This is a genomic window from Acetobacter pasteurianus (genome assembly GCF_009914215.2).
Taxonomy (GTDB): domain Bacteria; phylum Pseudomonadota; class Alphaproteobacteria; order Acetobacterales; family Acetobacteraceae; genus Acetobacter; species Acetobacter pasteurianus.
In genome coordinates, this window is sequence record NZ_CP039846.2 from 959,500 (window position 1) to 984,030 (window position 24,531).

General features: G+C 49.8%; 19 protein-coding genes. 7 read left to right on the forward strand and 12 right to left on the reverse strand.

What is annotated here, in order from left to right; all coding sequences use genetic code 11:
- Positions 1–4: 4 nt before the first annotated feature.
- Genes FCN51_RS17940 through FCN51_RS17950 form a run of 3 tightly spaced genes read right to left on the reverse strand, consistent with a single transcriptional unit; the run spans position 5 to position 2,369 of the window.
- A complete protein-coding gene (locus tag FCN51_RS17940; protein ID WP_201762606.1) occupies positions 5–427 on the reverse strand; it encodes an NUDIX hydrolase in 423 nt (140 codons plus the stop codon).
- A complete protein-coding gene (locus FCN51_RS17945) occupies positions 421–1,299 on the reverse strand; it encodes a TIGR01459 family HAD-type hydrolase (protein ID WP_012812381.1) in 879 nt (292 codons plus the stop codon). The genes FCN51_RS17940 and FCN51_RS17945 overlap by 7 nt, the downstream gene beginning before the upstream one ends.
- A complete protein-coding gene (locus FCN51_RS17950; protein ID WP_124294938.1) occupies positions 1,296–2,369 on the reverse strand; it encodes a quinone-dependent dihydroorotate dehydrogenase in 1,074 nt (357 codons plus the stop codon). The genes FCN51_RS17945 and FCN51_RS17950 overlap by 4 nt, the downstream gene beginning before the upstream one ends.
- 177 nt (positions 2,370–2,546) lie before the next feature.
- On the opposite strand from FCN51_RS17950, the gene FCN51_RS17955 reads away from it, so the two are divergent.
- The 5 genes from FCN51_RS17955 (at position 2,547) to FCN51_RS17975 (ending at position 8,081) form a co-directional block, all read left to right on the forward strand.
- The gene (locus FCN51_RS17955; RefSeq protein WP_160256515.1) at positions 2,547–3,164 is read left to right on the forward strand and encodes a hypothetical protein; all 618 of its coding nucleotides are present in this window, start codon (positions 2,547–2,549) and stop codon (positions 3,162–3,164) included.
- Between the two features lie 164 nt (positions 3,165–3,328).
- Positions 3,329–4,087: an aspartyl/asparaginyl beta-hydroxylase domain-containing protein gene (locus FCN51_RS17960; protein WP_160256516.1), complete on the forward strand. Its 759-nt coding sequence runs from the start codon at positions 3,329–3,331 to the stop codon at positions 4,085–4,087.
- 95 nt (positions 4,088–4,182) lie between these two features.
- Positions 4,183–5,262 carry a DNA polymerase IV gene (gene dinB / locus FCN51_RS17965; RefSeq protein WP_124294935.1) on the forward strand — a complete coding sequence of 360 codons (1,080 nt, stop codon included), beginning with the start codon at positions 4,183–4,185 and terminating at the stop codon, positions 5,260–5,262.
- Between the two features lie 258 nt (positions 5,263–5,520).
- Positions 5,521–7,014, forward strand: coding sequence for an amino acid permease (locus tag FCN51_RS17970; RefSeq protein WP_160256517.1), 1,494 nt, complete (start codon positions 5,521–5,523; stop codon positions 7,012–7,014).
- Positions 7,011–8,081 (forward strand): hypothetical protein, encoded by a 1,071-nt coding sequence (locus tag FCN51_RS17975; RefSeq protein ID WP_003630894.1) that lies wholly within the window; start codon positions 7,011–7,013, stop codon positions 8,079–8,081. The genes FCN51_RS17970 and FCN51_RS17975 overlap by 4 nt, the downstream gene beginning before the upstream one ends.
- A 75-nt stretch (positions 8,082–8,156) precedes the next feature.
- Here the strand turns inward: FCN51_RS17975 and FCN51_RS17980 are convergent, their stop codons facing one another.
- Together FCN51_RS17980 and FCN51_RS17985 are read right to left on the reverse strand one after the other, a co-directional pair.
- A complete protein-coding gene (locus FCN51_RS17980) occupies positions 8,157–8,927 on the reverse strand; it encodes a glycosyltransferase family 2 protein (RefSeq protein WP_003624784.1) in 771 nt (256 codons plus the stop codon).
- Entirely contained in the window at positions 8,924–10,099 is a 1,176-nt protein-coding gene (locus FCN51_RS17985) for a CgeB family protein (RefSeq protein WP_236661379.1), read from the reverse strand. Before FCN51_RS17985 ends, FCN51_RS17980 begins: the two co-directional genes overlap by 4 nt.
- Positions 10,100–10,802: 703 nt before the next feature.
- Here FCN51_RS17985 and FCN51_RS17990 point away from each other — a divergent pair.
- Positions 10,803–12,653 carry an HAD-IIIC family phosphatase gene (locus tag FCN51_RS17990; RefSeq protein WP_003624788.1) on the forward strand — a complete coding sequence of 617 codons (1,851 nt, stop codon included), beginning with the start codon at positions 10,803–10,805 and terminating at the stop codon, positions 12,651–12,653.
- 79 nt (positions 12,654–12,732) lie between these two features.
- Here FCN51_RS17990 and FCN51_RS17995 read toward each other — a convergent pair whose 3' ends face one another.
- The 6 genes from FCN51_RS17995 to FCN51_RS18020 all read right to left on the reverse strand — a co-directional run bounded on the left by FCN51_RS17995 (position 12,733) and on the right by FCN51_RS18020 (position 20,900).
- Complete coding sequence (locus tag FCN51_RS17995) at positions 12,733–13,212, reverse strand: hypothetical protein (RefSeq protein ID WP_003624791.1); 480 nt, start codon at positions 13,210–13,212, stop codon at positions 12,733–12,735.
- Positions 13,213–13,442: 230 nt separating this feature from the next.
- The gene (locus FCN51_RS18000) at positions 13,443–16,187 is read right to left on the reverse strand and encodes a M16 family metallopeptidase (protein WP_160256518.1); all 2,745 of its coding nucleotides are present in this window, start codon (positions 16,185–16,187) and stop codon (positions 13,443–13,445) included.
- Positions 16,188–16,229: 42 nt separating this feature from the next.
- The gene (locus FCN51_RS18005) at positions 16,230–16,895 is read right to left on the reverse strand and encodes a 2OG-Fe(II) oxygenase family protein (protein WP_012812377.1); all 666 of its coding nucleotides are present in this window, start codon (positions 16,893–16,895) and stop codon (positions 16,230–16,232) included.
- Positions 16,896–17,038: 143 nt separating this feature from the next.
- Positions 17,039–19,285 carry an excinuclease ABC subunit UvrB gene (gene uvrB / locus FCN51_RS18010; protein WP_035362361.1) on the reverse strand — a complete coding sequence of 749 codons (2,247 nt, stop codon included), beginning with the start codon at positions 19,283–19,285 and terminating at the stop codon, positions 17,039–17,041.
- Between the two features lie 69 nt (positions 19,286–19,354).
- Positions 19,355–19,807, reverse strand: a complete 453-nt coding sequence (locus tag FCN51_RS18015) for a hypothetical protein (protein WP_160256519.1) — start codon at positions 19,805–19,807, stop codon at positions 19,355–19,357.
- A 109-nt stretch (positions 19,808–19,916) separates the two neighbouring features.
- Positions 19,917–20,900: an aldo/keto reductase gene (locus FCN51_RS18020; RefSeq protein ID WP_003624799.1), complete on the reverse strand. Its 984-nt coding sequence runs from the start codon at positions 20,898–20,900 to the stop codon at positions 19,917–19,919.
- Between the two features lie 133 nt (positions 20,901–21,033).
- On the opposite strand from FCN51_RS18020, the gene FCN51_RS18025 reads away from it, so the two are divergent.
- Complete coding sequence (locus tag FCN51_RS18025; protein WP_201762607.1) at positions 21,034–21,531, forward strand: NUDIX hydrolase; 498 nt, start codon at positions 21,034–21,036, stop codon at positions 21,529–21,531.
- A 15-nt stretch (positions 21,532–21,546) separates the two neighbouring features.
- Here FCN51_RS18025 and FCN51_RS18030 read toward each other — a convergent pair whose 3' ends face one another.
- Positions 21,547–24,504 carry a glycosyltransferase gene (locus tag FCN51_RS18030; protein ID WP_160256521.1) on the reverse strand — a complete coding sequence of 986 codons (2,958 nt, stop codon included), beginning with the start codon at positions 24,502–24,504 and terminating at the stop codon, positions 21,547–21,549.
- Positions 24,505–24,531 lie beyond the last annotated feature (27 nt).

Sequence of the window (24,531 nt, forward strand, 5' to 3'; positions counted from 1 at the left end):
TGTTTTAGGAGGCCTGATCTTTCAAAGCAGCCACAGCTTGCTGTGTGGCAATAGTAAGGGATTGAGGCAGCGCATCCAGCGCAAACCATTCCAGCCCATCATGCTTATGTGGCTCGCAGATATGGGGCTGCCCGGTGTACTGCTGCACCGTGTAAACAGGGGCAACCCAATGTGCGCCAGCTGCCGGATCAATCTGATCCACCACGCAAAGCAAAGCACCCAACTGCACGACTAAGCCGGTTTCTTCCTGCACTTCACGGATAACGGCTGCAGGTACGGTTTCAAACGGATCAACCTTACCGCCCGGCAAGCCCCAACAGCCTGCTTCTGGCTGTTTAAGGCGACGTATCAGCAGAATCTGGCCAGCATTATTCAGAATGGCTGCGCCACATCCTACTGCTGGTAAAGTCGGCTGCGCGCTCACCACACCAACCTTTTAATAGCGGCAACCGGAGCCAAACCTGCGGCCTTGGCTTCTTCTTTTGCCAACTGGATATCATCCCCAATCATTTCCTGATGGATACCACCCAGAATCCACAGCCCGGCCACATCTACAGCAGAAGCACCGCGCATATCGGTGGCCAGTGCATCGCCAATGGCCAAAATACGCTGGCGTGGCACATTCAGCATCTCAAAAACAGGTTCGTACACACGGGGGTATGGCTTACCAATCCAGCTCACCTTGCCGCCCTGTTCTGCATAAAAGGCAGCAAGTGCACCCGCACAAATCTGCCGTTTACCGCCTTTTACCACCACCATATCCGGGTTGGCGCATACCATTGGCAGGCCCCGTTCCAGACAGGCACGCAGTTCTGGCAGATACGGGTCTAGCGACCCCACGCCGCGTTCAGCATCTGGCCCGGTGTTCATGATAAAATCAGCATCGGCAGGCTGCGCCACGCGCTGCACGTCCAACCCATCATACAGGCCCAGATCATGCGTGCCGCCAATATGCAGCACTTTGGGACCAAGATTGGCAAACCAGGGGTCTGTTCGCGCTTTTAACAAGCGGCGGGTTTCTTCACCGCTTGTCATCACGCCATCATGCAGTTCACGGGAAATGCCAAAGGCTTCAAGCTGCGCGCACACCACATCTGCCGGACGAGGCGCATTGGAAAGCATGACAATTTTTTTGCCCGATGCACGCAGGGCCTGCAAACATTCCACAGCACCGGGATACGGCTGCACACCGTCATGCACCGTGCCCCATAGATCTATAATGTAGCCATCGTACTGATCTGCCAGCGCGGCAAGGCCTGTAATCTGCTGCATATCTTCTACAGTTTGTTGCGCTGTCATAAATCCTTACCCCGAATATCATCCAGCGTTTCAATGCCCTGCGCACGCATGATGTGCTGCATTTCACGCTTTAACCGCCCAACCAGTGCGGGGCCTTCATAAGCAAATGCTGTGTAAACCTGCACCAGATCAGCCCCAAGGCGGATTCGGGTCAGAATGTCTTCCCCGCTTTCAATGCCACCACAAGCCACCAATGCCAGACGGCCAGCCGCAGCCTGCGCAACCAGACGCAGCATTTCCGTTGCGCGTGGTTTGAGCGGACGGCCAGAAAGACCTCCGGCTTCTGTGCGATACGGGCTTTGCAGGGAATCGGGGCGTGCCAGCGTGGTGTTGGTAACAATCAGCCCCTGTGCGCCACCAGCTACGGCAGCTTCTACAATCGGGCCAATGGCATCATCTTCCAGATCTGGTGCCAGCTTAATCAGCAACGGTGGTCGTTCTGCATGGCGGGCCGAAATAGCATCCAGAATCCCTCGCAGGCGGGCAGCATCCTGCAAACCACGCAGGCCCGGCGTGTTGGGGGAAGAAACATTCAGCACAATGTAATTCACGTATGGCTTAACGCGGGCCACCAGTTCTGGATAATCACGCTCCGGGTCTGCGCCGGTTTTGTTAATGCCGATATTGGCACCTACCGGTGCCCCGGCCCCACCGCCCCGGCCTGATGGCAACGGGCGGGACAGACGCGCCAGACGCACGGCAAACTTGTCGATCCCCTGGTTATTAAAGCCCATGCGGTTGATAACCGCCCGGTCTTCCGTAAGGCGGAAAAGCCGGGGCTTGGGGTTGCCAGCCTGCGGGCGTGGCGTAACGGTTCCGGCTTCTACAAACCCGAATCCCAATTGCGCCAAGGGGCGCAGAACACGAGCGTTCTTATCAAACCCAGCGGCAATGCCGATGGGGTTGGAAAACCGCATACCCAGCGCGCGCGTGGCAAGGGCAGGATCATCCTTGGGCCGCTTTATGGGTACGGATACGCCCAGCGTCAGGGCATCCAAAGCCAGTTCATGGGCCTGTTCCGGATCTAACCGGCGCAGGAACGGAAGAGAGAGTGAGGCAAGCACAGACATGCCTTGTGTACTGCCCCAAGCCCAGCCTCAAGAAAAGCAGAAAAAACAGAGCCACCACACAAGCGTGAGAAAAGTTGATGCATTTTTATCTTGATAATGAGAATTATTCTCATCTAAATAGAGTTATCGCACACATGCCACACAAAGGATGAAGGCTTCTGCCTTCAGGAATGCGCCATGACACGTTCACCTGTTTACCTGACGGATCTTGCCTGCAGCGAACGGCTGACACTTTGGACCATTCGCCGCCTTGCAGGAATACAAACAAACCCCCACACGCCCACAACCGGGCCATCGGGCGGCCTGTTTCTACCCTGCTTCAGGCAGGAGTTTCTGGCTGTTGCACAAACCTTTCATGATGCGCTGACAGATATGGCCGCGCTGGAAATGCCTGCACTGGATATTCGGGTTGGCTGCGCTCTGTCTGTCACCAGCACAGAGTATCGTCTTTTATTGGCAACTGAAGCCGCGCAGAATGAGCGCAATACAGATATGGACACCCTGCTTCAGCCACTTGTGCCTTTTGCTGGACTGCGTGCACGTCTTGCTTCTGCCATTACAACACTGGGGGCTTGCCTTGCCGGAGCGGGATACTGGCTCTCTCACAGTTCCAGCCGTGTTGTGCCCACCAAGGTATCGGAACGCCCATCCGCTTATGGGGCTTACCCGGCCACGGCAGCACTTTCTCTCGCCCGCTGGCATGATCTGGACATGCAACCTAGACAAATGGTGGCGCACTGGCAGGAACGGGCCTCCTCAAAATATCAGCACTCGCAAGGGTTTCCGGTATCTTGATCAGGATAATAATTTTTTCTAAGGAAAAACGTGACACTGAATCTCAGGAAGCGTTTTTCCCTTACTTGTAAGGCGAGACCTTCTGCGCCGTTTTCTTGAAAGTTCTGTGGCAAGGCAGGTCTCTTTTGTTCGCGCTTCCCCAAGCAAAAACACAGATAGAAACCATGAAAGATCTGCCATCTTCTCAGCCCAACAAGCGCCCATTCCTCATACGGATCGGAAAAGCCCTGCGCCCGGTTTTTAACAAGCTCATTGCGCGGGATTCTTTCATTCCCAATACGCCGGTGTTAGATCCGGACATTTTTCCGTGGACCCAGATTCTACAGCGTTACTGGCAGGATATTGCCCGCGAATTTCATACCCTGAATGCTGCGGGAACAGCTATTCCGCCGTTACGGGCTCTTTCTCCTGATCACACGCGCATTGCTCCAGATACACGGTGGAAATCCTTTTTCCTGTACGGCTATGGCGTGAAAGTTCCGGAAAACTGCGCGCGCATGCCTAAAACGGCAGAACTTATTTCTCGTATTCCAGATTTGAATTCCGCCTTTTTCTCGGTGCTGGAACCCGGTGCCGTTATTCCCCCACACTATGGCGTAACCAAAGGATTGATAACCTGCCATTTGGGAATTTCCGTGCCTCGCAATGCCAATGACTGCTGGATTCGTGTCGCAGGCCAAAAACTGGTGTGGCACAATGGGCAGTGCCTGCTGTTTGATGATACGTACCAGCATGATGTGCACAACAATACATCAGACACACGCATCGTGCTGTTGATGCAGATCCGGCGGCCGACCAAAGGCATGGGTAGGATTGTGCAAAACCTCTTTCTAAACGGTATCCGCCGTTCTGCTTTTGTTAAGGATGTCCAGCACAACATTGCCCAATGGAACCAGCTTCAGGGCACAATGAAAGCCGCCTGATGTTTCAATTTACAAACTCGGTTGGCAGAATTTTCAGCCGGGTTTGTTTTCTGTTTGTTCCTTTTTGAGCCGTCTTCTGCTAGCATAGCTAGGTGATGACAGCAGTTGTACGCCGCATTATCCATATTGATATGGATGCTTTTTATGCATCTGTTGAACAACGGGACAATCCAGCGCTTAAAGGCCAGCCTGTAGCGGTAGGCCGATGCCAGGAACGCGGTGTGGTTGCCGCCGCCAGCTATGAAGCCCGAAAATTTGGCGTACGTTCTGCCATGCCATCGGTTCAGGCGCAGCGCAAATGCCCACACCTTATTTTTGTGCCACCGCGTTTTGATGTTTACCGTGCTGTTTCTGCCCAGATTCACGCTATTTTCGCGCGTTATACGCCCCTTATTCAGCCTCTTTCGTTAGATGAAGCCTATTTGGATGTGACGCATCCGCTCCTGCCCCGCCCTTCTGCCACAGCCATTGCGGAAGAAATACGTGCTGCCATTTTGCGTGAAACAGGGCTTACGGCCTCGGCTGGTGTGTCTTACAACAAATTTCTGGCCAAGCTGGCCTCAGATTACCGCAAGCCCAATGGACAATTTGTTATTCCGCCCAACCGGGGGGAAGATTTTGTGGCCAGCCTGCCCGTAAATGCTTTTCATGGCGTAGGACCTGCCACAGCCCGGCGGATGCACACACTGGGCATTCATACAGGGGCAGATTTACGGCGCTTTTCATTGGATATTTTGCGCCAGCATTTTGGCAAGGCAGCAGCTTTTTATTATGGCATTGCCCGCGGCAAAGATGATCGGCCGGTAGAACCAAACAGGCCGCGCAAATCGCTCGGCAAGGAAGTCACATTCGAGCAGGATTTGCGCACTCCAGCCGAATTACATGCAGCGTTGCGTGAACTGGCTAACAAAGTATGGGCCGGATGCCAGAAACGGAACCTGACAGGCCGCACGATTACCCTCAAATTACGCTATACAGATTTTGACCAATGCACGCGCAGCCTCTCCTTAGCTGATCCGGTGCAAGATGAGGAAATTCTGGCCGAAATGGCGTGCCGGTTACTTGCGCCATTGTTGCCAGTGCGCGCGCCAGTAAGACTTTTAGGCATTACCCTTTCAACTCTTTTAAACCCGCAAGATCAGGAAGCTGCCACGCAGCTCTCTTTACTTTCATAGATAATAAATAAATAAAGTTTTTATCCTAAATCATAGTACTTATATTTAATTTATTTCTATACCAAAACAAAAAATATATATTTATTATCTGTGATATTGATTTGGATTTTGCATATTCCTTATACGATTCAGTTCGATTCTTACTCGATATTCGTATTTAATTGCGATTATTTAACGGTTTCATCTTTACAACCTGCAAAATCCAATGCACCCGATACCAATCGGTTGTGACATAATTTTGTAATCAAGGTTGACGAGATGACTGCTTCCCCCACCTCAGACGGGCATACACCTGCCAATGCAGGCGCACGCACTGAAGATGGATACCATCGTGGTTTGGGTAAGCGACAAATCCAAATGATCTCGCTGGGCGGGGCTATCGGCACCGGGTTATTTCTAGGGGCTGGCTCCCGCCTGCAGGCAGTCGGGCCATCTCTCGCCTTGGTTTATCTGGTGTGTGGTGTTTTTGCTTTTCTGATGCTGCGTGCACTGGGGGAGTTGGTGATGTACCGCCCCACCAGTGGCAGCTTTGTTTCCTACACGCGGGAATTTTTAGGCCCCAAAGCCTCTTATATTGCCGGCACTATGGCCTTTTTTAACTGGGCCGTAACAGGCATTGTGGATATTACAGCCGTGGCGCTTTACATGCGTTTTTGGCCTGTTTTTTCCAGCGTACCGCAATGGCTTTTTGCCCTGCTAGCCCTTGTGCTGATAACCGGCATGAACCTGACCGGCGTAAAATGGTTTGGGGAACTGGAGTTCTGGCTTTCCTTGGTCAAAGTGCTGGCCTTGGGCGGATTTCTGGTCATCGCGCTGGTTATTCTGGCCTTGCGCTACCCCGTAGATGGGCACGCAACCGGGCTGCATCTGATTACCGAAAATGGCGGCATGTTTCCCCACGGCTTTTTGCCGGCACTGGTATTGGTGCAAGGCGTTGTGTTTGCCTATGCCAGTATTGAGCTGATTGGCACCGCAGCGGGGGAATGTGAGGATGTTAAATCCGTTCTGCCGCAAGCCATTAACAACGTTATCTGGCGTATTGCCATTTTTTACGTAGGCACCATTACGCTGCTTGTGCTGCTGCTACCGTGGAACACGTATCAAGCAGGTGTCAGCCCCTTTGTTACCTTCCTCTCTAAGTTAGGTGTGCCAGGCATAGACAGTGTGATGAACGTTGTGGTGCTCACAGCAGCTCTCTCCAGCCTGAACTCTGGCCTCTATTCTACTGGCCGCGTGTTGCGTGCATTGGCGCTGGATGGCGCTGCCCCACGTTATTTGGCCCGCATGAACAAACAGGCTGTGCCTTCTGCGGCCATTCTTTCCACCGTGGCCATCTATCTGGTGGGCGTGGTGTTGAATTACTTCATCCCCAGCCAGATTTTTGAAATTATGCTCAGTTTGGCCTCACTGGGTATTCTCAGCACGTGGTGTTTTATTGTGCTGTGCCAGATCCAACTGCGCAAAAAAATCCGCCGCGGAGAAATTGCTCCAACCTCTTTCCCGATGCCGGGAGCGCCTTTCACTTCGTGGCTGGCTCTCGCCTTCTTTATTGGCATCGTTGGGCTGATGGCGTTTGATTACCCAACCGGAACGGCAACGATATGCGCCATTCCCCTGCTGACTTTGGCGCTGGCATGGGGCTGGCGCCGCATGCGCTCCGCTCCGGAACATGACGCCGTGCCACAAACCGTTCCTTCTGTTGTGTTGACGGAAGATTTTTTGGTTCCCCATGAAGGGTCAGACAGATCATGATTCAGGCAGCCAGTGTGTTTTCCTCCCTCCAGCCGCGCGCGGGCGTTAAGTGTTGTCCTGCTGTTTGTCGCTCTCTGGTAGGCACATTGTTGCTTTCTGTCGGCCTTTCCACAGCCCATGCCGCAGATACAGGCAACAGTGCCGCTGCCGGATCTCAAGCTCCGGGGGAAGCACGCCCGCAATGGTATACGGGGTCTCTTGTTTCGCCTTCTGGTGCGCTTTCCAAAGCTGGTGTGTTCGCGTGGGAACCTTACGTCAGCTACAATCTGCCGGTGGGGTATCTGGATGCAAACGGCAATAGCCACCCGCTCCACCCTCGTCAGCAATCTGTTTCCAATTTTACGCTGTATAAATACTCCATCACTGATTCCATCAGTATTCAGGTCACCCCTACCATCAGTTACTTGTGGAAGAAGAAAGCTGGCACCAGTAGCGGGCTTAAATTTGGAGATCTGCCTGTTGATTTAATGTGGCGTTATCTGGATGCAGATCCTGCACGCTATATTCCAGCGCTCAGTGTATTTGCCGGGGTTGGTTTTCCTACCGGCAATTATCAGAGACTGGGCCGGGCTGAAGATGGCGTTGGTTCTGGCGTTTATACGTTCCGCTTAGCTTTTACGGAACAATCCACTTACACCCTGCCGGGGCAGCATGAATTGCGCTTGCGAATGTGGGGCACCTTCCGCCGCGCGCTTACAACCGCACATCTGCATAATGTCAGCAGTTACGGTACAGAGGTTGGGTTCCGTGGCACAGCACAACCCGGCATGTATGGGGAAAGCGGGTTTTCTCTGGAATTTGGCATCAACCAGAAATGGGTTTTGGCCATGGATCTGGCGCGAGACTGGGCCGATGGATCTCACATTAAAGGCCGCACGCCTACAAGCGGCAAAATAGAACGCATAGACCGCATTAACAGCTCTTCAGGAGACTGGTTGATAGCCCCTGCTGTTGAATACAACTGGTCTCCCCGTTTTGGGGTGATTGCAGGTGTTTCAACCTATTTTGCTGGCCATAACACCGGGTTTTCGGTTTCACCCCAAGTTGCATTTAATAGTGTGTTTTAACCGTTGCATATTGAAAATAAAAAAGAGCGGACTTTCATCCGCTCTTTTTTATAACACCGTATCTGGAAAATCTGATTACTCAACCAGATCTGGATGACGGAACTCCATCACCAATTCCAGATCATAATGTGCGGCCAATGCTTCCGTTGCTGTGCGTGAAGAATTATGCACACGGTAGCGACACAGAATTTCTGGCAGGTATCCGGGCTCCAGCCCTGCATCAATAAACTTCAGCCAGAAATCATAATCTTCCCAGCCTTCCTCAATGTGCGAGAAACCACCAACCTTTTCCCATGCGCTTTTGCGGATAAGCGCCATCACATCCACATAGTTGTTCTTGCGCATGCGTGCGGCATCCCAGATATCGGCATGGCCAATACCTTTGCGATCTCCAAACTCTTCAATCTGGGTATAAACCGCTGGAAACTTACCCTGCACAAGGGCTGTGTAGATTTTTTCAAGTGCAGTTGGGTAAATAGTATTATCGGCATCGATAATAAACACATACTCTGATTGCGCATGTTCAAACGCCATATTGCGCGAAAACGATGGCCCCTGATTACGCGGGTTGGTCAAACACTGCAGGCTATAAAAACGCTGCTTGTTTTCTTCCATCCATTCCGCAATCACATCAACGGAATCATCACGCTGGGAGCAGTCATCAACAACCACAATTTCCAGATCAGCATGCGTTTGATCTGCAATGCTATCCAGGCACTCTTCAATAACAGAAGCATAATTGAAGTTGGTAACGCAGACCGTAATCAGGTTTTTAGGTTTCCGAGATTTTTTCTTATAGGAAAAAATAACTTCCGGGCTGGGGTCCCATGGCTTGATAACGCTCATTTCACAGTGCTCCACACAGCAGAAATGTAATTTTTGAGATCGATATTCTTGGAATTGAATATTTTTTCATCTTGCAGAACATCAAAAATATTCTGCTGAATTCTGGCGGCCTCTTTTTGCCCATCTTCCGTCTTGATCAACCATTCTACCAGATTGGGCATATGCCGCGGCGTTTCCGCCAAGAAATGCTCACCTGCCTTATACAGCGGATGCGGGAAACATTCTTCTGTAACAACAATGGTGCCGGAAGCCATGCCCTGTTTGACAATCCGATGCCATTCAAAAAAGCAATTATCATCACGATGAATGTTTAACGCCACCTTGGAATTTTCTGCGACATAGCGCGGGAGGCGTGAAAGAATATCGTACATACCGGAGGACGGAATGGGCCCATCCGCCTTGCGGTAATAGAAGAAGCACTGATAGTTGGAAAAGAAGGCCGCTGAACGCGAAAAGAATTTTTCACGCTTGCGGGAAGCATTCCCAAAAAAGCTGACATCAATATCGCGTTCGACAATCGGCCGGAAGGGAGAGGAACCTGTTTTGGCCCCCTCTGGCAAAATACGGAACAACGGATGCTTTCTGTCTGCATCGGTAAGCTTGCAAGCTTCTATTTTTACCGGTGGATCAAAGTGGAAAACCGGCAGCCCGACATCAGAAAAGGATTTGAGGTTCTGATAACACAGATCCATCACCCCAGCAGACATGAGAATGTAGAGGATCCCACGTGTAAACCAGAGTGTCTGAGGTTGTTCTGTATTAAACATGATGGATTTTCTAATAATCTCATCACGCTTCCAGATTTCGTTTCCATCCAAAAAGAAGAATTCATGCGGAGCACAGAAAATGCAAAGCTCAGGGGTTTCTTCTTCTGGCGTTTTTTCAGTAAGTACCTTGGAATTCAGGCCGGCATCACACAGATAGTCGCTGAGGCACTCTGCCAGTTCCTGAATAAAGGAATTACCTTCGGAATGGTAAAATACCCCAATCGTTTTAGGAAAGTTCTTGCCGTAAACCTTATCGGTAATCTTGTAATTAATATCGTGCTTACACTCATTCCCCAAAAAGCGAACAATTGAGCGCTTGGAAAAAATTTCTCGCCCTTCACCAATACCATACAGCAACGCATGGCGGGCCGTTGGCATACTTGCGGATGAAACATCGCTGTTCATACGCACGTAATCATCTTCGTTAAAGAACGGATATTTCTTTAATCTGTTGAGAGCATTCGTAATGGAAACATAAGAATATTCTTGCAACAGACCTTTTTCAAAGAAAAATAGATGGTCATTATTTCTGATATAATGTGCAAACGGGTTTTCGTTTTTCCCGATAACATTTTTATAAAGGTTATAATATATTTCTGTATTGAAATTATCATTAGGATTACGGTTTTCATGCACACCGTAAAGAACATAATGTATAATTGGATCAAGACCAGATTTTTTTACATCGGGATTTTCTTTAAGATAAAATTCAATATCGAATTTTCCCGAATCAATTATTGATTTTATATCTTTTTTATTCCAGGCGGTCAAACTTACCATTGCATTTTCCGTTTGAATGCTATCGCTATTTACAGATGCTTGCTCGGAACATAAATTTTTATGCTAGAAAATACAAGAGTTAACTATTTCTCTACATGAAAATTATTATATCTATCTATGATTTTGCAATTTTATCATGAACTCATTGCCTGAAAATACTTTCTTTCAAGTCAGTGGGAGACTATATAGATACCCAACGTGTTTCATGAATTAAATTTTTATAAACCCTCAATGAGGCCTCACCCCCTTACATCCCCCCTCTTGCTGAACAAGTAATCCCTCATTGCAAACCCAAACAGAATAAGAGCTATCTTGTCGGAGTTCTTTTATGTCTACAACAACAAAAAATAATCTTCCCCTTACATCTCCAGATTTTTTATTCCCCACAGATCTCCAAAAAACAGAACGCAAGATCAATCGTATTCTTCTTGTTGGCTCATGTTTAACTTCTTTGTATCTGGAAGCCTTTAAGGGATATTATCCGGATATCAATTTTGATTATATCCCTTACAACTTTGTAAGTATTTTACCCAAAGCTCCGCCAGCGCCCACCGATCAGTACGATCTGCAATATGTACAAATTCCACTCCGCACCGTTTTAAGTGATCGTGTGGTAGAAGGCTTTCAACTGAATGATCCGGCCGTTGCAGAAAGTATCCTCAACGATGCTTTCAACACGTTGGATGTTATGCTGGATGCAGCCCTGCTTTATAACCGCGAACATGGATTGCTGACATTTGTCTCCAATTTCATGGCTCCACAAATGAGCACAGCTTCCAGCCTACTCTCCCAAGGCACAGAAACAGATCTTACCTATATGGTAAGGCGCCTGAACATGCATTTGGCCCGGAAAATTTCCAGTTATAAAAATGCTTATGTGCTGGATGTTGATTCCGTTGTGTCCTCCTTGGGCAAACGGTATGTGCTGGATGATATCATTTACTTCCATACTCATGGCGGTCTGTCTTTTCAGGATTGGGATGATTTTGGTGCGATTGAGCGCAACGAACCCATTCCTGCACTGGAAACGATTTACCCCATTCATCGGGAAGAATTTGTTAAAACCATCTTTCGCCAAATTGTTGCAGCCTACCGCACTGTGCATCAGGTAGATCAGGTCAAGGCCGTTATTTTTGATCTGGATAATACTCTATGGCGCGGCCAGATAGCCGAACATTACCGCCCAGAAGCACAACCTTGGCCACGCACAGATGGTTGGCCCGTAGGTTTGTGGGAAACTGTACAGACCTTGCGCGCCCGCGGTATTCTGGTGGCCATTTGCTCCAAAAATGATGAAGCCTATGTGCGCGAACGGTGGGATGACATTATCAACCCTCAGTTTATCAAATTGGAAGATTTTGCCTCTGTTAAAATCAACTGGGTTCCCAAGCCGGAAAACATCGCTGCTATCTGTCAGGAATTCAATATCAAGCCCAAAAGCGTTGTGTTTGTAGATGACAACCCAGTAGAACGTGCTTCTGTTAACACGGCTTTTCCTGAAATTCGCACAATTGGCGGCAACCCGTATCTCACGCGCCGTATCCTTTTGTGGTCACCTGAAACACAGGTTGCCCGTCTGACACAGGAATCTGCCCAACGGGAAACCATGATCCGCGGGCAAATTGCGCGTGAAGAAACACGTGCCAGTCTGAACCGTGAAGAATTTTTAGCATCTTTGGAATGCACGGTTTCCCTCACCTACATCACAGATACCGAACAACCAGAACTGGCACGCGCTCTAGAACTGACCAACAAAACCAACCAATTCAACACTTCTGGCAAACGGTGGACGTTTGAAGAACTCACTCGTTTTCTTACAGAGGGCGGAGAGGTTATTGTTGCAACAGTGCAGGACAAGTTCACGAACTATGGATTGGTGAGTGTACTTTACCTACGCAATAACGAAATTGTACAGTTTGTCATGAGCTGCCGCGTTTTGGGTATGGAGGTAGAAAAAAGCATTGTTGCTGATGTTGTCAGCCATGTTCGGGAAAAACATGGAGATGTCCGTATAACGGCGTCTATCCATGATCTTCCTGATAATACACCATGCCGTAATATTTATAAGGATTGCGACTTCCGGGAAGATTGGGTTTCAGAAAACATCCACTATTATATTTTAGATGAAAATAAAGAAGTGGAATTCCCATCCCACATAGAAGTTGTGGAAGAAGTATAAAATTACTAGCGCATAATATAAATAAAAAAGGGCGTATGGTTTAATAACCATACGCCCTTTTTTGAAACTTTAGAGCATACTACCGCAGTGGGCGGCCTTCCTGAAAACCATAACAAATGTAATGGATAAAAGGCCCTGGTCCAAATCCGGCCACATCAGGATTTACCCGCAAATAGGAAAGACTATCAAACAGCGCATTCGGGTTTCTGCCCTCCTTTGCACCGTAATCCAGAAAGTGTTCTAGCGGATCCACGCCCGCCTCACGGATATCTGGGTAAGCATTAAGGTACCACTGGCTATCAAAAAAGATAGCGGCCCGACGTTCTTTTTCAGCTTCTTGTTCCACAATACCCGCCTGAGACTGAAGTGCCAATGCAATTTGTTCTGCCGCAGGAGCCTGTGTAGGCTCTGCTACGGGAGCCGCTGCTACTTGTTCTGTAACCTGAGGTGCCACCGCTGGCTCATGTACTTCTGACACCGCAGGAGCCGTAACTTTTTTACGCGCCACTTTTACACGAGAAGAACGAACCTTACTCACAGGCTTTTTTTCACCGGACATCGCAACACTCCCTCGTGACGTTTTGCATATCAAGCACGTCGATACGTAAATGATTTTCTGACAGGCCTAATACAAGCATAATTATTTTTCTGTCCAGAAAATACTGATACCAAACCCACTCGTACTCTTTTCAATTTCTAAATACGAGGGAAAAACATGATTTACAATGTATCCGTAAAATCCACATAAAGAACCCTCTTCATAAAAATTTTACGAATACATGTCATTGCTTACCAAGTAGGCGTAGGCCCCTTTACAACAACAGCAAGATCATCCGGCCTGATCCATTTTTTGAATGCAGCCTGCACTTCTGCTCCCGTTGCCTTGTAATAAGCTTTTGCCCCACGATCTGCATTATCAAGCGGCAAATCCAGATCTTCCAAATAAAGATACTGCGCGGCAATCCGGCTTAAGCTGGCTCTGGCAAGAGGCAAGCTCCGCAAGAGTGAGGCTTTAGCCAAAGAAAGTTCTTCTGCTGTAGGCGGTGCAGACTGCATGGCCTTCAGGTCTTTCATGACAACACTCTGCGCTTTACCAACTTTATCTGGATCAGCACCATAATTGACCGTATAGGCCCCGCGCGTACGCCCCCAATCAAAGGAACTGCTTACAGAATAAACATAACCTGTCTTCACCCGCATATCTCTATACAGACGTGAGGAGAACAACCCGCCCCCAAGCACTTCATTACCCAACTGCAGCAGGAAGTGATCAGGATTTTGTGCCGTCAGGCCCAATGTTTCTGCCAGCACAACATCATTCTGCACGCTGCTTTTGTCAGGCACTGTCGCACGGGATGTTTTGCTCAGCGGCACGGTAGGCAGGTTAACATCAGGTGCCGGTCCTTCAACTTTCCAGCTACCAAATGCTTTTTCTAATACAGCCTGTGCTTTTTCTGGTGTGATATCGCCTGTTACAACAATAGTTGTCAGATCTGGGCGCCATGCACTTTGGTAATAATGCAGAACGTCATCACGGGTTATGCTCATAATAGATTCAGGCGTGGCATCACGCTGTGTCGGATCTGTTTCCGGCAGAATTGCGGCCTTAATCGCTTTATCAAACAGATGTCCGGGAGATACCAGTTCCCCAGCCTGTGCTTGCGCCAACTGTGTGCGTACAACCGTAAAATCTTTTTCCGGGAATGCTGGATGCAATTCATTTTCTGCCAGCAGGTTCACGCCTTTTTCAAAATCAGGCGTAAGAACCTGTAGGGAGAAGTTACCCCCTGCATCTTCCCATGCAGGCACATCATCCAGGGCTTTCTGGAAAGCCAGACGATCATGCTGCGTTGTGCCGTAGGAGAACAGAGCCTCTGTTAAGCTATGCACACCTTCCTTGCCCTTGGGTTCCTGCAATTCCGGCGTCTGGCGAATTTGGCCAGAAAGCTGAATGGTGTGGCTGACATGAGATGGCCAGACAATCAGCTTGATACCGTTAGACAAAGTGCTAACCGCAGGTTGCGGTGTAGGTTTGGGTTCTTCCAGTTTGGCCAGAGCTTTTTCTGCCCATTGCGGCAGTTTTACCGGCTTATCCGGAGCTGTTGCAAAAGATTCCGCCCCGCCAAAGCCTTTGCCAGAAACAGCCTTGCCAGATGCTTCTGGGGTAAGAATGGCAGACACGGCATGTGTCGGATCAAGCAGCTTTGCAGCCAGATCATTCACTGCCTTTGGTGTAACCGCCTGATAAGCAGCGACCAGATCTCCCGGGCTATCCAGATGCTGGAATGCCAGTGCATTAGACCAGATAGATGCCAGACCACTTACAGAGTTGGCAGAAAACTGAAGCTGGGCAATTTCTTTCTGCTTTGCGGCTTCAACCAATTCTGCTGGCACGCCTTCCTTGCGGATTTTTTCCAGCACAGCTTTCATGGCGTTCATGGGGCCAGAAGCATCTGCACCTTTGGGGAAAGCCGCAAGCGCCAAGCCAAAACCAGCTTCTTTTTTGGGAGCGTATTCAAACCCTGCGTACAATGCCTTGCCCTGTGGCACCAGATCATACAGAGCACCACGTTGGCTGGAGAGCACATCTGACAGAATATCCGCTGTTGCGAAATCTGATGAAGAGCTGCCTGCCATAGGGAATGCAAGCGTTGCAAACCCAACCGGATAATCTGTGGAAAGCGTAAGCGTTTTGGCAGGCGGCGCCACCGGAGTTACCTTGTGGCGCTGCGGCAGATCCTTCCGCGGGATATCGGCAAACGTATCCTGCACCAACTGCAAGGTAGAAACCGGGTTAATGTCACCCACAATAACCAGCACGGCATTGTTGGGGCCATACCACTTCTGGTAAAAATCTCTCAGATCAGCGGCGGTGGTTTTATCAAAGGAAGGCCGTGTGCCCAGTGCATCGTGTTCGTAAGGCGTGCCTGCAAACAGAATACCCTGCAGTTGTTCCAGATACCGGTAAGCCGGGCTGGAAAGATCACGCGCAACTTCCTGCTCAATCGCGCCGCGCTCTTTTTCCCAATCTGCTTCAGACAGGGTTAAGCCGTTCATGCGTAGGGCTTCAATTTTCAGCAAAACAGGCAAATCCTGCGCCTGTGCTGTATAGAAATACTGCGTTACATCTTCTGTTGTATCTGCATTATAACTGCCGCCCAAGCGCGTACCGATAGCTGCAAGCTGATCCTTATCCAAACCCTTGCTGCCACGGAACATCATGTGTTCCAGCGCATGTGCCGTGCCGGGAAAGCCTTCTGGCACTTCTGCCGAGCCAACCAGATAGTTGATTTCCGTGGTGACAACCGGTGCCAACCTGTTAGGGACAATTACAACCTTGAGGCCATTCGGAAGCGTTGCACGCACAACCTGCGCACTGCTCAGGCTGGGGGGCACAAGCGCAGATGGCATACCCGGCGCAGCATCCTGAGCATGCGCCAATGTGGGGGAAAGAGCCGTTCCCCCCAACAGGGCCAGCGTTATGGCCAGCAGTGAAAAGCGTGTACGGGCAGCAGAAGGCTTGCGGAAAATCATTCAGGCTTCCTGTTCATGCAGAAACAGATCAAAAAAGGGAAGTTACTGCCCCAAAGCAGGCAAAGGCAACTTTTTAACCAAGGCAGAAAGTTTATGCCGCCGAAGTTCAGACCGGGCACGTGCATCTTCTGTCATGTAATTTAACTGGATGGTGTAGCGCTGCCCCACAAACTGCTTATGCCCATGCCATGTGGTTGGGCCGTTGGGGAAAATCAGCAAAGTGCCATCTACAGGCGGCACTTCCTTGGCGTAATCCTCAATATCATGCGGGCCGCGCAAAAGGCGCAAACACCCTTCCTGCCGCTCCCATGCTTCACCCACCCCTGATGGATTGAGGTACAGCAAAATGGTTACGCGTTTGGCTAATGAATCTGTATGGATACGCCCATCTTTTTCACGCGTGCGCCCACGAATGGTGAGCATGGACGGCGCGTGTTCAAGATTGAGATGAAATTTTTCCGCTACAATCGCCTTTAGCCGTGGCCCTTCCAGTTCTTCCACCAGATGTTCCATAAGGGGAGAAAGCTGCAAGGACTCTGGCGGGAAAGACCCCCCAGACACAATATGCGGCCGATGCGCAAACAAACGCCCCAGATCTTCTGAACGGATAAAATGCGGCACCACCACATGCGGGAAAGGATCAGGCGCAACAGAAGCCTGCTCCAGTGCTGTATAATCCGGCTGGATAAAAGTATCTGACGTTGTCATGCCGTAATGTCCGCACAAATGAGGGTTTGCTCTGCGGACGGTAGAAGGGATAAGCGGCAGAAACAAGGCCTGCCAGAACGCACACCGTGTTTCTCTGCTTTTTCGCTGTATTTTTGGCCGATACCTACCGTATTGCCTTCAGATTACCTCTTTTTCCGTCTGGCAGCCGGGTCATATCCGCCACCACCTGGGCCTAATGGCCGTGGCACCTTATCCTTTTTGGGTTTACGCCCACTTGTTTGCGCCTTTCCTGCGGTTGAAGCCGCTACCGGTGGCGGTTCCAACCCAAGCTGCAAGGCTTCCAGCCTCTGAATTTCATCCCGCAGACGGGCAGCCGTTTCAAACTCCAGTTCCGCTGCGGCAGAACGCATGCGCTTTTCCAACCCGGCAATGGCTGCCCCCAGATCCTGCCCCACAAACTCAGCAACACCGGTATCTTCATCCGGCGCGATGGTAACGTAATCCTGCTCGAACACAGAAGATACAATATCGCTGATATTCTTGCGCACGCTTTGCGGCGTAATACCGTGCTCTGTGTTCCACGCTATCTGTTTTTCACGCCTGCGAGCTGTTTCCTCTACGGCGTATGTCAGAGAATCCGTCATTTTATCTGCATAAAGCAGAACCCGACCCTCTACATTTCGGGCCGCACGGCCAATGGTCTGGATAAGAGATGTGCGCGAACGCAGGAAGCCTTCCTTATCTGCATCCAGAATAGCTACCAGCGAACATTCTGGAATATCCAAACCTTCTCGTAACAGGTTAATGCCAATGAGCACATCAAACGCGCCCATGCGCAGGTCTCGGATAATTTCTATGCGTTCCAGTGTATCTACATCGGAATGCAGATATCTTACCCGAATACCGGCTTCGTTCATGTAATCAGTTAAATCTTCCGCCATGCGTTTGGTCAGCGTTGTCACCAACACACGCCCACCCTTGCCAATGGTGGTGCGGCATTCTGCCAGCAGGTCATCTACCTGATGCTCAACAGGCCGAATAATGGTGATCGGGTCCACCAACCCGGTTGGGCGAATAACCTGTTCAGCAAACACACCGCCTGTGCGTTCCATTTCCCACGGGCCAGGCGTAGCACTTACAAAAAGGCTTTGAGGGCGAAATTTATCCCACTCCGCAAAATTTAAAGGCCGGTTATCCAGACAGGAAGGAAGCCGAAAGCCAAACTCCGCCAACACAGATTTGCGCGCGTGGTCTCCTCGTTCCATACCACCAATCTGCGGCACGGTTACGTGGCTTTCATCTACAATCAATAGCGCATCTTCTGGCAGGTATTCAAACAGGGTTGGTGGTGGGTCACCCGGTTTGCGGCCGGAAAGATAGCGGGAATAGTTTTCGATCCCCTTACACACACCTGTTGTTTCCAGCATTTCCAGATCAAAGGTGGTACGTTGGTCCAGCCGTTCTGCTTCCAGCAGCTTGCCAGCCTTTGTAAACACATCAAGCTGCTCGCGCAGCTCCTGCTTGATGCCTTTGATGGCCTGATTCAACGTAGGGCGTGGGGTCACGTAATGGCTGTTTGCGTAAACAGTAATTTCTTGCAGATCAGCCGTTTTTTCACCCGTTAGCGGGTCAAACTCTATAAGCCCGTCAACCTCATCCCCGAACAGGGAAACACGCCAGGCTCTGTCCTCATTCTGCACAGGAAAAATATCTATTGTTTCACCCCGGACACGGAAGGTGCCACGCGCAAACGCAGCATCGTTCCGACGGTACTGGAGTTCAACAAGGCTTTTTATCAGCTTATCCCGGTCAATCTCTCCGCCCAGTTCCAGCTTCACCACCATACGGGAATAGGTTTCTACAGACCCGATACCGTAAATGCAGGACACAGAAGCCACGATAATCACATCGTTCCGCTCCAGCAGGGCCTGTGTGGCGGCATGGCGCATACGGTCGATCTGTTCGTTTATCTGGCTGTCTTTTTCAATATACGTATCAGAACGTGGCACATAGGCTTCTGGCTGATAGTAATCGTAATAACTGACAAAGTATTCCACAGCATTATTGGGAAAAAACTGCTTCATTTCCCCATAAAGCTGGGCTGCCAATGTTTTGTTGGGTGCCAAAATAAGTGTTGGCTTTTGCGTGGCCTCAATAATCTTGGCCATGGAAAAGGTTTTACCAGAACCCGTAACCCCCAGCAGAACCTGATCGCGTTCTCCAGCTTCCACGCCTGCCACCAGTTCACTGATAGCTTGCGGCTGATCACCTGCTGGTTCGTATTCGGACACCACTTCCATACGCTTGAGGCGTGGACGCGGAGCCTGCTTTTCCGGCTCGAACAGAACTGGGGGGAGACTGGCTGCACGCTCGCTTAATGAAGGGCGCTTTTTGCCACGTGCCGCAGAAGAAGAAGTTTTGGAAGCCATTGCCCAAACATGGGCTGCCACAGCCCCTTGCGCAAGATATGAAAGCGTACAGACCGCGACAAAACAGCCCTAACGCACCACATGAAACAGGATGCGGGACAGCGGGGTATGGGAAAGCACAATCACCACCAACCCTAGCCCGATGCCGACACGCCCGCCAATATAGGTGCATGCCTGAGAAAGCTCATCCCGGCTGGCCATATCCATAAACGGATCAAGCCCTTTATAATCAGCCAACGCCCGCATGCTGCGATAGCGGGAGAGCGCATCTACCCCTAACCCAGCACGGCTAAACTGCTGGGCACTGTACTGATCCAGATCTTCTTTACGAAACTGGATAGCTCCACCCCGATGGGAAACCTTTTTAGGCCCACCCCCAAATATTTCGAGAAATCTGAGCCTTCGGGCCGGAATACCCAAATATTCCGCAGCCTCTGCACGCCCCAACAACTGTTGGAGCGGAAACATACAGACTGCCGCCTGCTCAGGTTCAGCCTGATAAGGGGGATGCGGCTCTTTCATAACGTAACAGAGTGCGAAAAAAGCCGCATCTGAGTCAATGCGTATGGGCCACCGCCAGCCTTGCGGCAAGAACAGGGCTGGAAAAGCCAGCCCTGCGCCTGTTAGGGGATTAGGCCCGCAATGGCGGTGCCATAAACTCGGGTCCCACCGGATCCTTGATATCCTTGGCCAAGATGGCATCAATAGCTTTCATGTCTTCTGCATCCAGCTTCCAGCCAAAAGCATCATCCACGCCTGCAATCTGTTCTGGCTTACGCGCACCCCACAACGCAATTGTCGGGCCACGGTCCAGCACCCAGCGAATAGCCAGCGCCAACATGCTTTTGCCATACTTGTTGGCAATGGCTTTAAGATCTTCCACCGCCTGCAAATACTGGCCAAAACGCGGTTGCTGAAATTTGGGGTCTGTTTTGCGCAGATCATCCCCTTCAAACTTCCGGTCTGCCGTCATACGGCCAGAAAGCAGGCCACGGCACAGCGGGCCATAAGCCAGCACAACCAGATTGTTCTTTTCTGCATACGGCAGCACATCGCGCTCAATTTCACGCTCAAACAGGTTGTATGGCGGCTGCACGGCAGAAACAGGGGCAAACTTGCGGAATTCATCCATCTGTGCGGGTGAGAAGTTGCTCAACCCCAAGGCTTTAACCTTGCCGCTTTTTACCAGATTTTCCAGAGCACGGGCTGTTTCTTCAAACGGCGTACGCGTATCGGGCCAATGCACCTGATACAGATCAATATAATCTGTGCGCAGACGGCTTAAAGACTTTTCAACTTCTTCTTCAATCCGTGCTGGCCGACTATCTCTAAAAACCTTGCCATCCTGCCAGTTCAGCCCAACCTTGGTAGCCAGAATAACGCGGCCACGCCGGCCTTCCAACGCCTTGCCAATAACTTCTTCAGAATGCCCAAATCCATAGACTGGTGCTGTATCAATCATGTTGATACCAAGCTCCAGAGCTTCATCTATCGTCTTGCTGGCGTTTGCATCATCTGCGCCGCCCCACATGGAACCACCAATGGCCCACGTGCCTAGCGCAATGCGGGAAGCAGGTTTGGCTATACCCGGAATGGCAATTGTATCTGCCGACATAAGATGCGCTCCTTGATAGCTGGTTTGTATTTTCCGTGCGCAACATCCACACGGTTATGGCTTTATTTAACACGCATTTTCTGCATTGGGGCAAAGGGAAAAAACAACCAAATCCCTTTTACGCAGATAAGGGTTGACCAGTATTCATGACCTTCTACACTTCCCGATCATGAAAACATCATGCCATTCCTGCCTCCCCCGCTCCGGTGTTCTTGCTATTGTACGCAGGCAAAATAATTTTTTGCTTGTCCGCCGTGCCAATGCGCCAGATGCCGGGCTATGGGGTTTTCCGGGAGGACGGATTGAACCGGGAGAAACAATTTTTCATGCTGCAGAACGTGAACTGTTAGAAGAAACATCCTTACCTGCAAAAGCAACTTCTGTAATAGATGCTTTTGACAGCTTACATCATGACACCAATGGAAAGCTGACGTTCCATTACATTATCCTTGCTGTAAGATGTGAAGAGCACGAACACACCCAGAACCCGGTACAGGCTGGTGATGATGCCTTGGAGGCACGCTGGTTTTCCTACCAGGAAATCAGCACATTGGGGGCGCGTGCCAGCGCTCGGCTGCATAGTTTGGCACGTCAGATTCTGAAAATGGAAGATCCCACTCACCTTATCTGACGTGCAGATAGTATTTTAGGAAATTTCTAAAATTTCCTTTATTGTCTTCACATAATTCTCTTGCGTGTTTTCTGTAGAAATCCGCTTGAGTTCACGCACATGCACTTTTTCCCACAGTTCCTTGTCCTCATACAAACGGACAATGGCATCTGCAAAACCTTGTGCGTCTGAGACACTGGCGCACAGCATATCTTCACCCGGCACCCATCCAACCTGCTCGCACAAGATATCCGTTGCTACAATAGGAATGCCATGTGCTGCGGCTTCGTGCAGTTTGTAGGGTATCCCCCCCGCATACCGGGTTGGTGCCACAAATACCCGGTGGCTGTTATAAACAGGCGTTACATCCTCTACCCGCCCCGTTACCACAATACGTGGGTTATTAATGAGGGGTGTCAGATCAACACGCGGGTTTACATAACCACATACTGTAAATTTAACGTCTTCTGGCAAACGGCCATCCAGTAATGGCAGCACTTCTCCACTAAACCATGCAAGGGAATCCACATTAGGAGAATCCTGATCATGCATGGCCCCTAAAAAGAGAATATTCCGACGATCTTCCCACCCGGGAGACCGCGTTGAGACATTTTGCAAATGGCCAAGAACATGAACATTCGAAAAACCATGCGCATTAAGAACTTTGGAATCCTTGCTGTTCACTGCAATGATTTTTTCAGCCATAAACAGATGTCTGAATTCATGCTTCAGAAGATCATCCACCGTTTTTTCTGGCGTCTGCCCACGCAATTCCATTTTACGGTGCTCACGCGGTGCTGATACAGCTTCGGTATCTATAATCACCATTGTGCCTGTTAGGGCATCTGCACAATCCATCAGCACCGGGGCTAGACGGTCTGCATTATGCGTACGTGCAATCCAGATAGCATCATAATACCCAGCGCGGGACTTAATAAAATCTTCCAGTTCTGGCAGTTCCCGATCCCAAATCACTTCTGCCCGATCGGGAAAAGCCATGCAGATATCTTCCTGAGATTCTGTTGGCCTGAATACCGGGTACACCGTTACCTGGCATCCGGCCGCAATCATGCTGCGCACGATATCGTTCGAACGTGTAAAGCCAGACCCCAAAAACCGATAAGGCAATCTGTCTTCAATAAATAAAATGCGTTTCTGATCCTGCTTACTAAAACGCGCCTTTGTCAGCATTCTTGGGTTGTTCAGGCTTTTCTGGCGCAAATATGCCGTGTGCTTGCGGCGGAACACATCCTGATTGCGCGCTATCATGGAGCCACCACTCATGAAGCTGGATGTTCCATACTCATAATGCACGACCACCACCGAGGGATCATACACCACATCAAACCCGGCTTCATGAATACGCACGCACAGATCTGTTTCTTCAAAATACGCTGGGGCATAATCTGTATCAAATCCGCCCAACTTGCGGAGCAAAGATGTGCGCACCATCAGGAATGCACCGGCACAATAATCTACAGATCTTACAAAATTGGCTTCTGGCACATCCGGGCGCTGATCGCGCAGATAACCGCATACCGATCCATCACGCCAGACAATGCTACCCGCTTCTTGCAAGAGGCCATTGGTGCGCACAAGCTTGCCACCTACGGCTCCTGTTTTTATTTCATGCCGTAACCGTGCCAAAGCATTGCCAACAGCTTCGGGCATCAGTTCTGTATCATTGTTCAGATAAAGCGTGAACGGCCCACGCACTTTTTCCAATGCAGCATTACAACCCAGCAGGAACCCAACATTGCCGGGAAAACGCACAACATCCAACCCGCGCACATAACGTTCAATATGGCGCACACTATCGGTAGAGCCGGAATCCACCACAATAACCTGCATTTGGCCATTATAATTGGCACGTAACGATGCCAATGCGCTCATGGTCATCGCAAACAGATTATGTGCTACAATAATAACGCTTAAATCTGGCACATCATATGTAAAATCCAGTGTCTGGTTCAAAAGAACCGGCAACCGGATCTGACACATTTCATGGTAGAGTTTTTTGGAAAGAGCTTCACTTTCCTTAAGCCCTTCCACATCATCTTCTAACCTGCCGCCATGCGCAAGATAATGCGCGAATGCATCCGGGAAATCACCACGGCTGACTTCCTTTTGCACAACTGCATTACGATAATAGGATTCAAGATCAACATTGGCACTCGGTTTGCGCAGTTCATGCACACCATAGCGCAGAAAATGTTCATAAAAATTACGGAAGTTTCCGCTTTCAACCGCACCGCTTACGTCATGATTCACGCTGCCGTAAAACTCTTCCGAGAAATACGCGTTCGGGTTGTAATCTGTTGGTGTGGCATTACACAGATAATGGTGCAAAGCCGAGAGCCAGCGCCCTGAATCCAGTTCCTTCCTGACATGCGGATAGGTTTGGAGGTACCATTCAGGATCAAAATACCAAGACAGGCGCTGACCATATCCCTGCTCAGACTGCACGTTACTTACGCATTGCGCAAATGCGCCCAAACCTTCAATCCGTGCATGGCCACTTTTAAGATACGCTGTGGGGTTAAAAAACCATGATCCCGTTAAAAACTGCTCATCACCTACATTGAGGTAATGATCATAGAAATTCCGGAATCCTGCTTCTTCCAATACATTAGGTTGAAGATTGGGATGCTGCTTGAAATAAAATTCACGATCAAAAAGCCAATGCGGATTATGAGAAGAAAATCCCGTTTGGCAATAATGGTCAAACCCGGATTTCCATTCGCCTTTTTCCACAGCATTGGCAACCGCAGGATAACGCTGCAGATACCAATCTTCATCAAAATACGGGTTGGGTGAATGACGGAGCGCTGGCCCCTTTTCCCTATAAAATTCTTCTAATGCTTCTGTGCCCGCAATACCCAGAAAATTCAGAACATCCCCATATTTTTCTGCGTACCATGTTGCGTCAAATACGCTCCAATCGATTTTTTTAATATGACCGCTTAAAGACATAAAGATATCCTGACATTTCATTCAGGCACACAGTATAAGATTTATACG

Excerpts from the sequence above, each read along its gene's own strand:
- FCN51_RS18005 (WP_012812377.1), bottom strand. The coding sequence starts at position 16,895 with ATGACAACGTCAGATACTTTTATCCAGCCGGATTATACAGCACTGGAG.
- FCN51_RS17945 (WP_012812381.1), bottom strand. The coding sequence starts at position 1,299 with ATGACAGCGCAACAAACTGTAGAAGATATGCAGCAGATTACAGGCCTT.
- FCN51_RS17955 (WP_160256515.1), top strand. The coding sequence starts at position 2,547 with ATGACACGTTCACCTGTTTACCTGACGGATCTTGCCTGCAGCGAACGG.
- FCN51_RS18015 (WP_160256519.1), bottom strand. The coding sequence starts at position 19,807 with ATGAAAGAGCCGCATCCCCCTTATCAGGCTGAACCTGAGCAGGCGGCA.
- FCN51_RS18030 (WP_160256521.1), bottom strand. The coding sequence starts at position 24,504 with ATGAAATGTCAGGATATCTTTATGTCTTTAAGCGGTCATATTAAAAAA.
- FCN51_RS17990 (WP_003624788.1), top strand. The coding sequence starts at position 10,803 with ATGTCTACAACAACAAAAAATAATCTTCCCCTTACATCTCCAGATTTT.
- dinB (WP_124294935.1), top strand. The coding sequence starts at position 4,183 with ATGACAGCAGTTGTACGCCGCATTATCCATATTGATATGGATGCTTTT.
- uvrB (WP_035362361.1), bottom strand. The coding sequence starts at position 19,285 with ATGGCTTCCAAAACTTCTTCTTCTGCGGCACGTGGCAAAAAGCGCCCT.
- FCN51_RS17995 (WP_003624791.1), bottom strand. The coding sequence starts at position 13,212 with ATGTCCGGTGAAAAAAAGCCTGTGAGTAAGGTTCGTTCTTCTCGTGTA.
- FCN51_RS17970 (WP_160256517.1), top strand. The coding sequence starts at position 5,521 with ATGACTGCTTCCCCCACCTCAGACGGGCATACACCTGCCAATGCAGGC.
- FCN51_RS17985 (WP_236661379.1), bottom strand. The coding sequence starts at position 10,099 with ATGAACAGCGATGTTTCATCCGCAAGTATGCCAACGGCCCGCCATGCG.
- FCN51_RS18000 (WP_160256518.1), bottom strand. The coding sequence starts at position 16,187 with ATGATTTTCCGCAAGCCTTCTGCTGCCCGTACACGCTTTTCACTGCTG.
- FCN51_RS17950 (WP_124294938.1), bottom strand. The coding sequence starts at position 2,369 with ATGTCTGTGCTTGCCTCACTCTCTCTTCCGTTCCTGCGCCGGTTAGAT.
- FCN51_RS17980 (WP_003624784.1), bottom strand. The coding sequence starts at position 8,927 with ATGAGCGTTATCAAGCCATGGGACCCCAGCCCGGAAGTTATTTTTTCC.
- FCN51_RS18020 (WP_003624799.1), bottom strand. The coding sequence starts at position 20,900 with ATGTCGGCAGATACAATTGCCATTCCGGGTATAGCCAAACCTGCTTCC.
- FCN51_RS17975 (WP_003630894.1), top strand. The coding sequence starts at position 7,011 with ATGATTCAGGCAGCCAGTGTGTTTTCCTCCCTCCAGCCGCGCGCGGGC.
- FCN51_RS17960 (WP_160256516.1), top strand. The coding sequence starts at position 3,329 with ATGAAAGATCTGCCATCTTCTCAGCCCAACAAGCGCCCATTCCTCATA.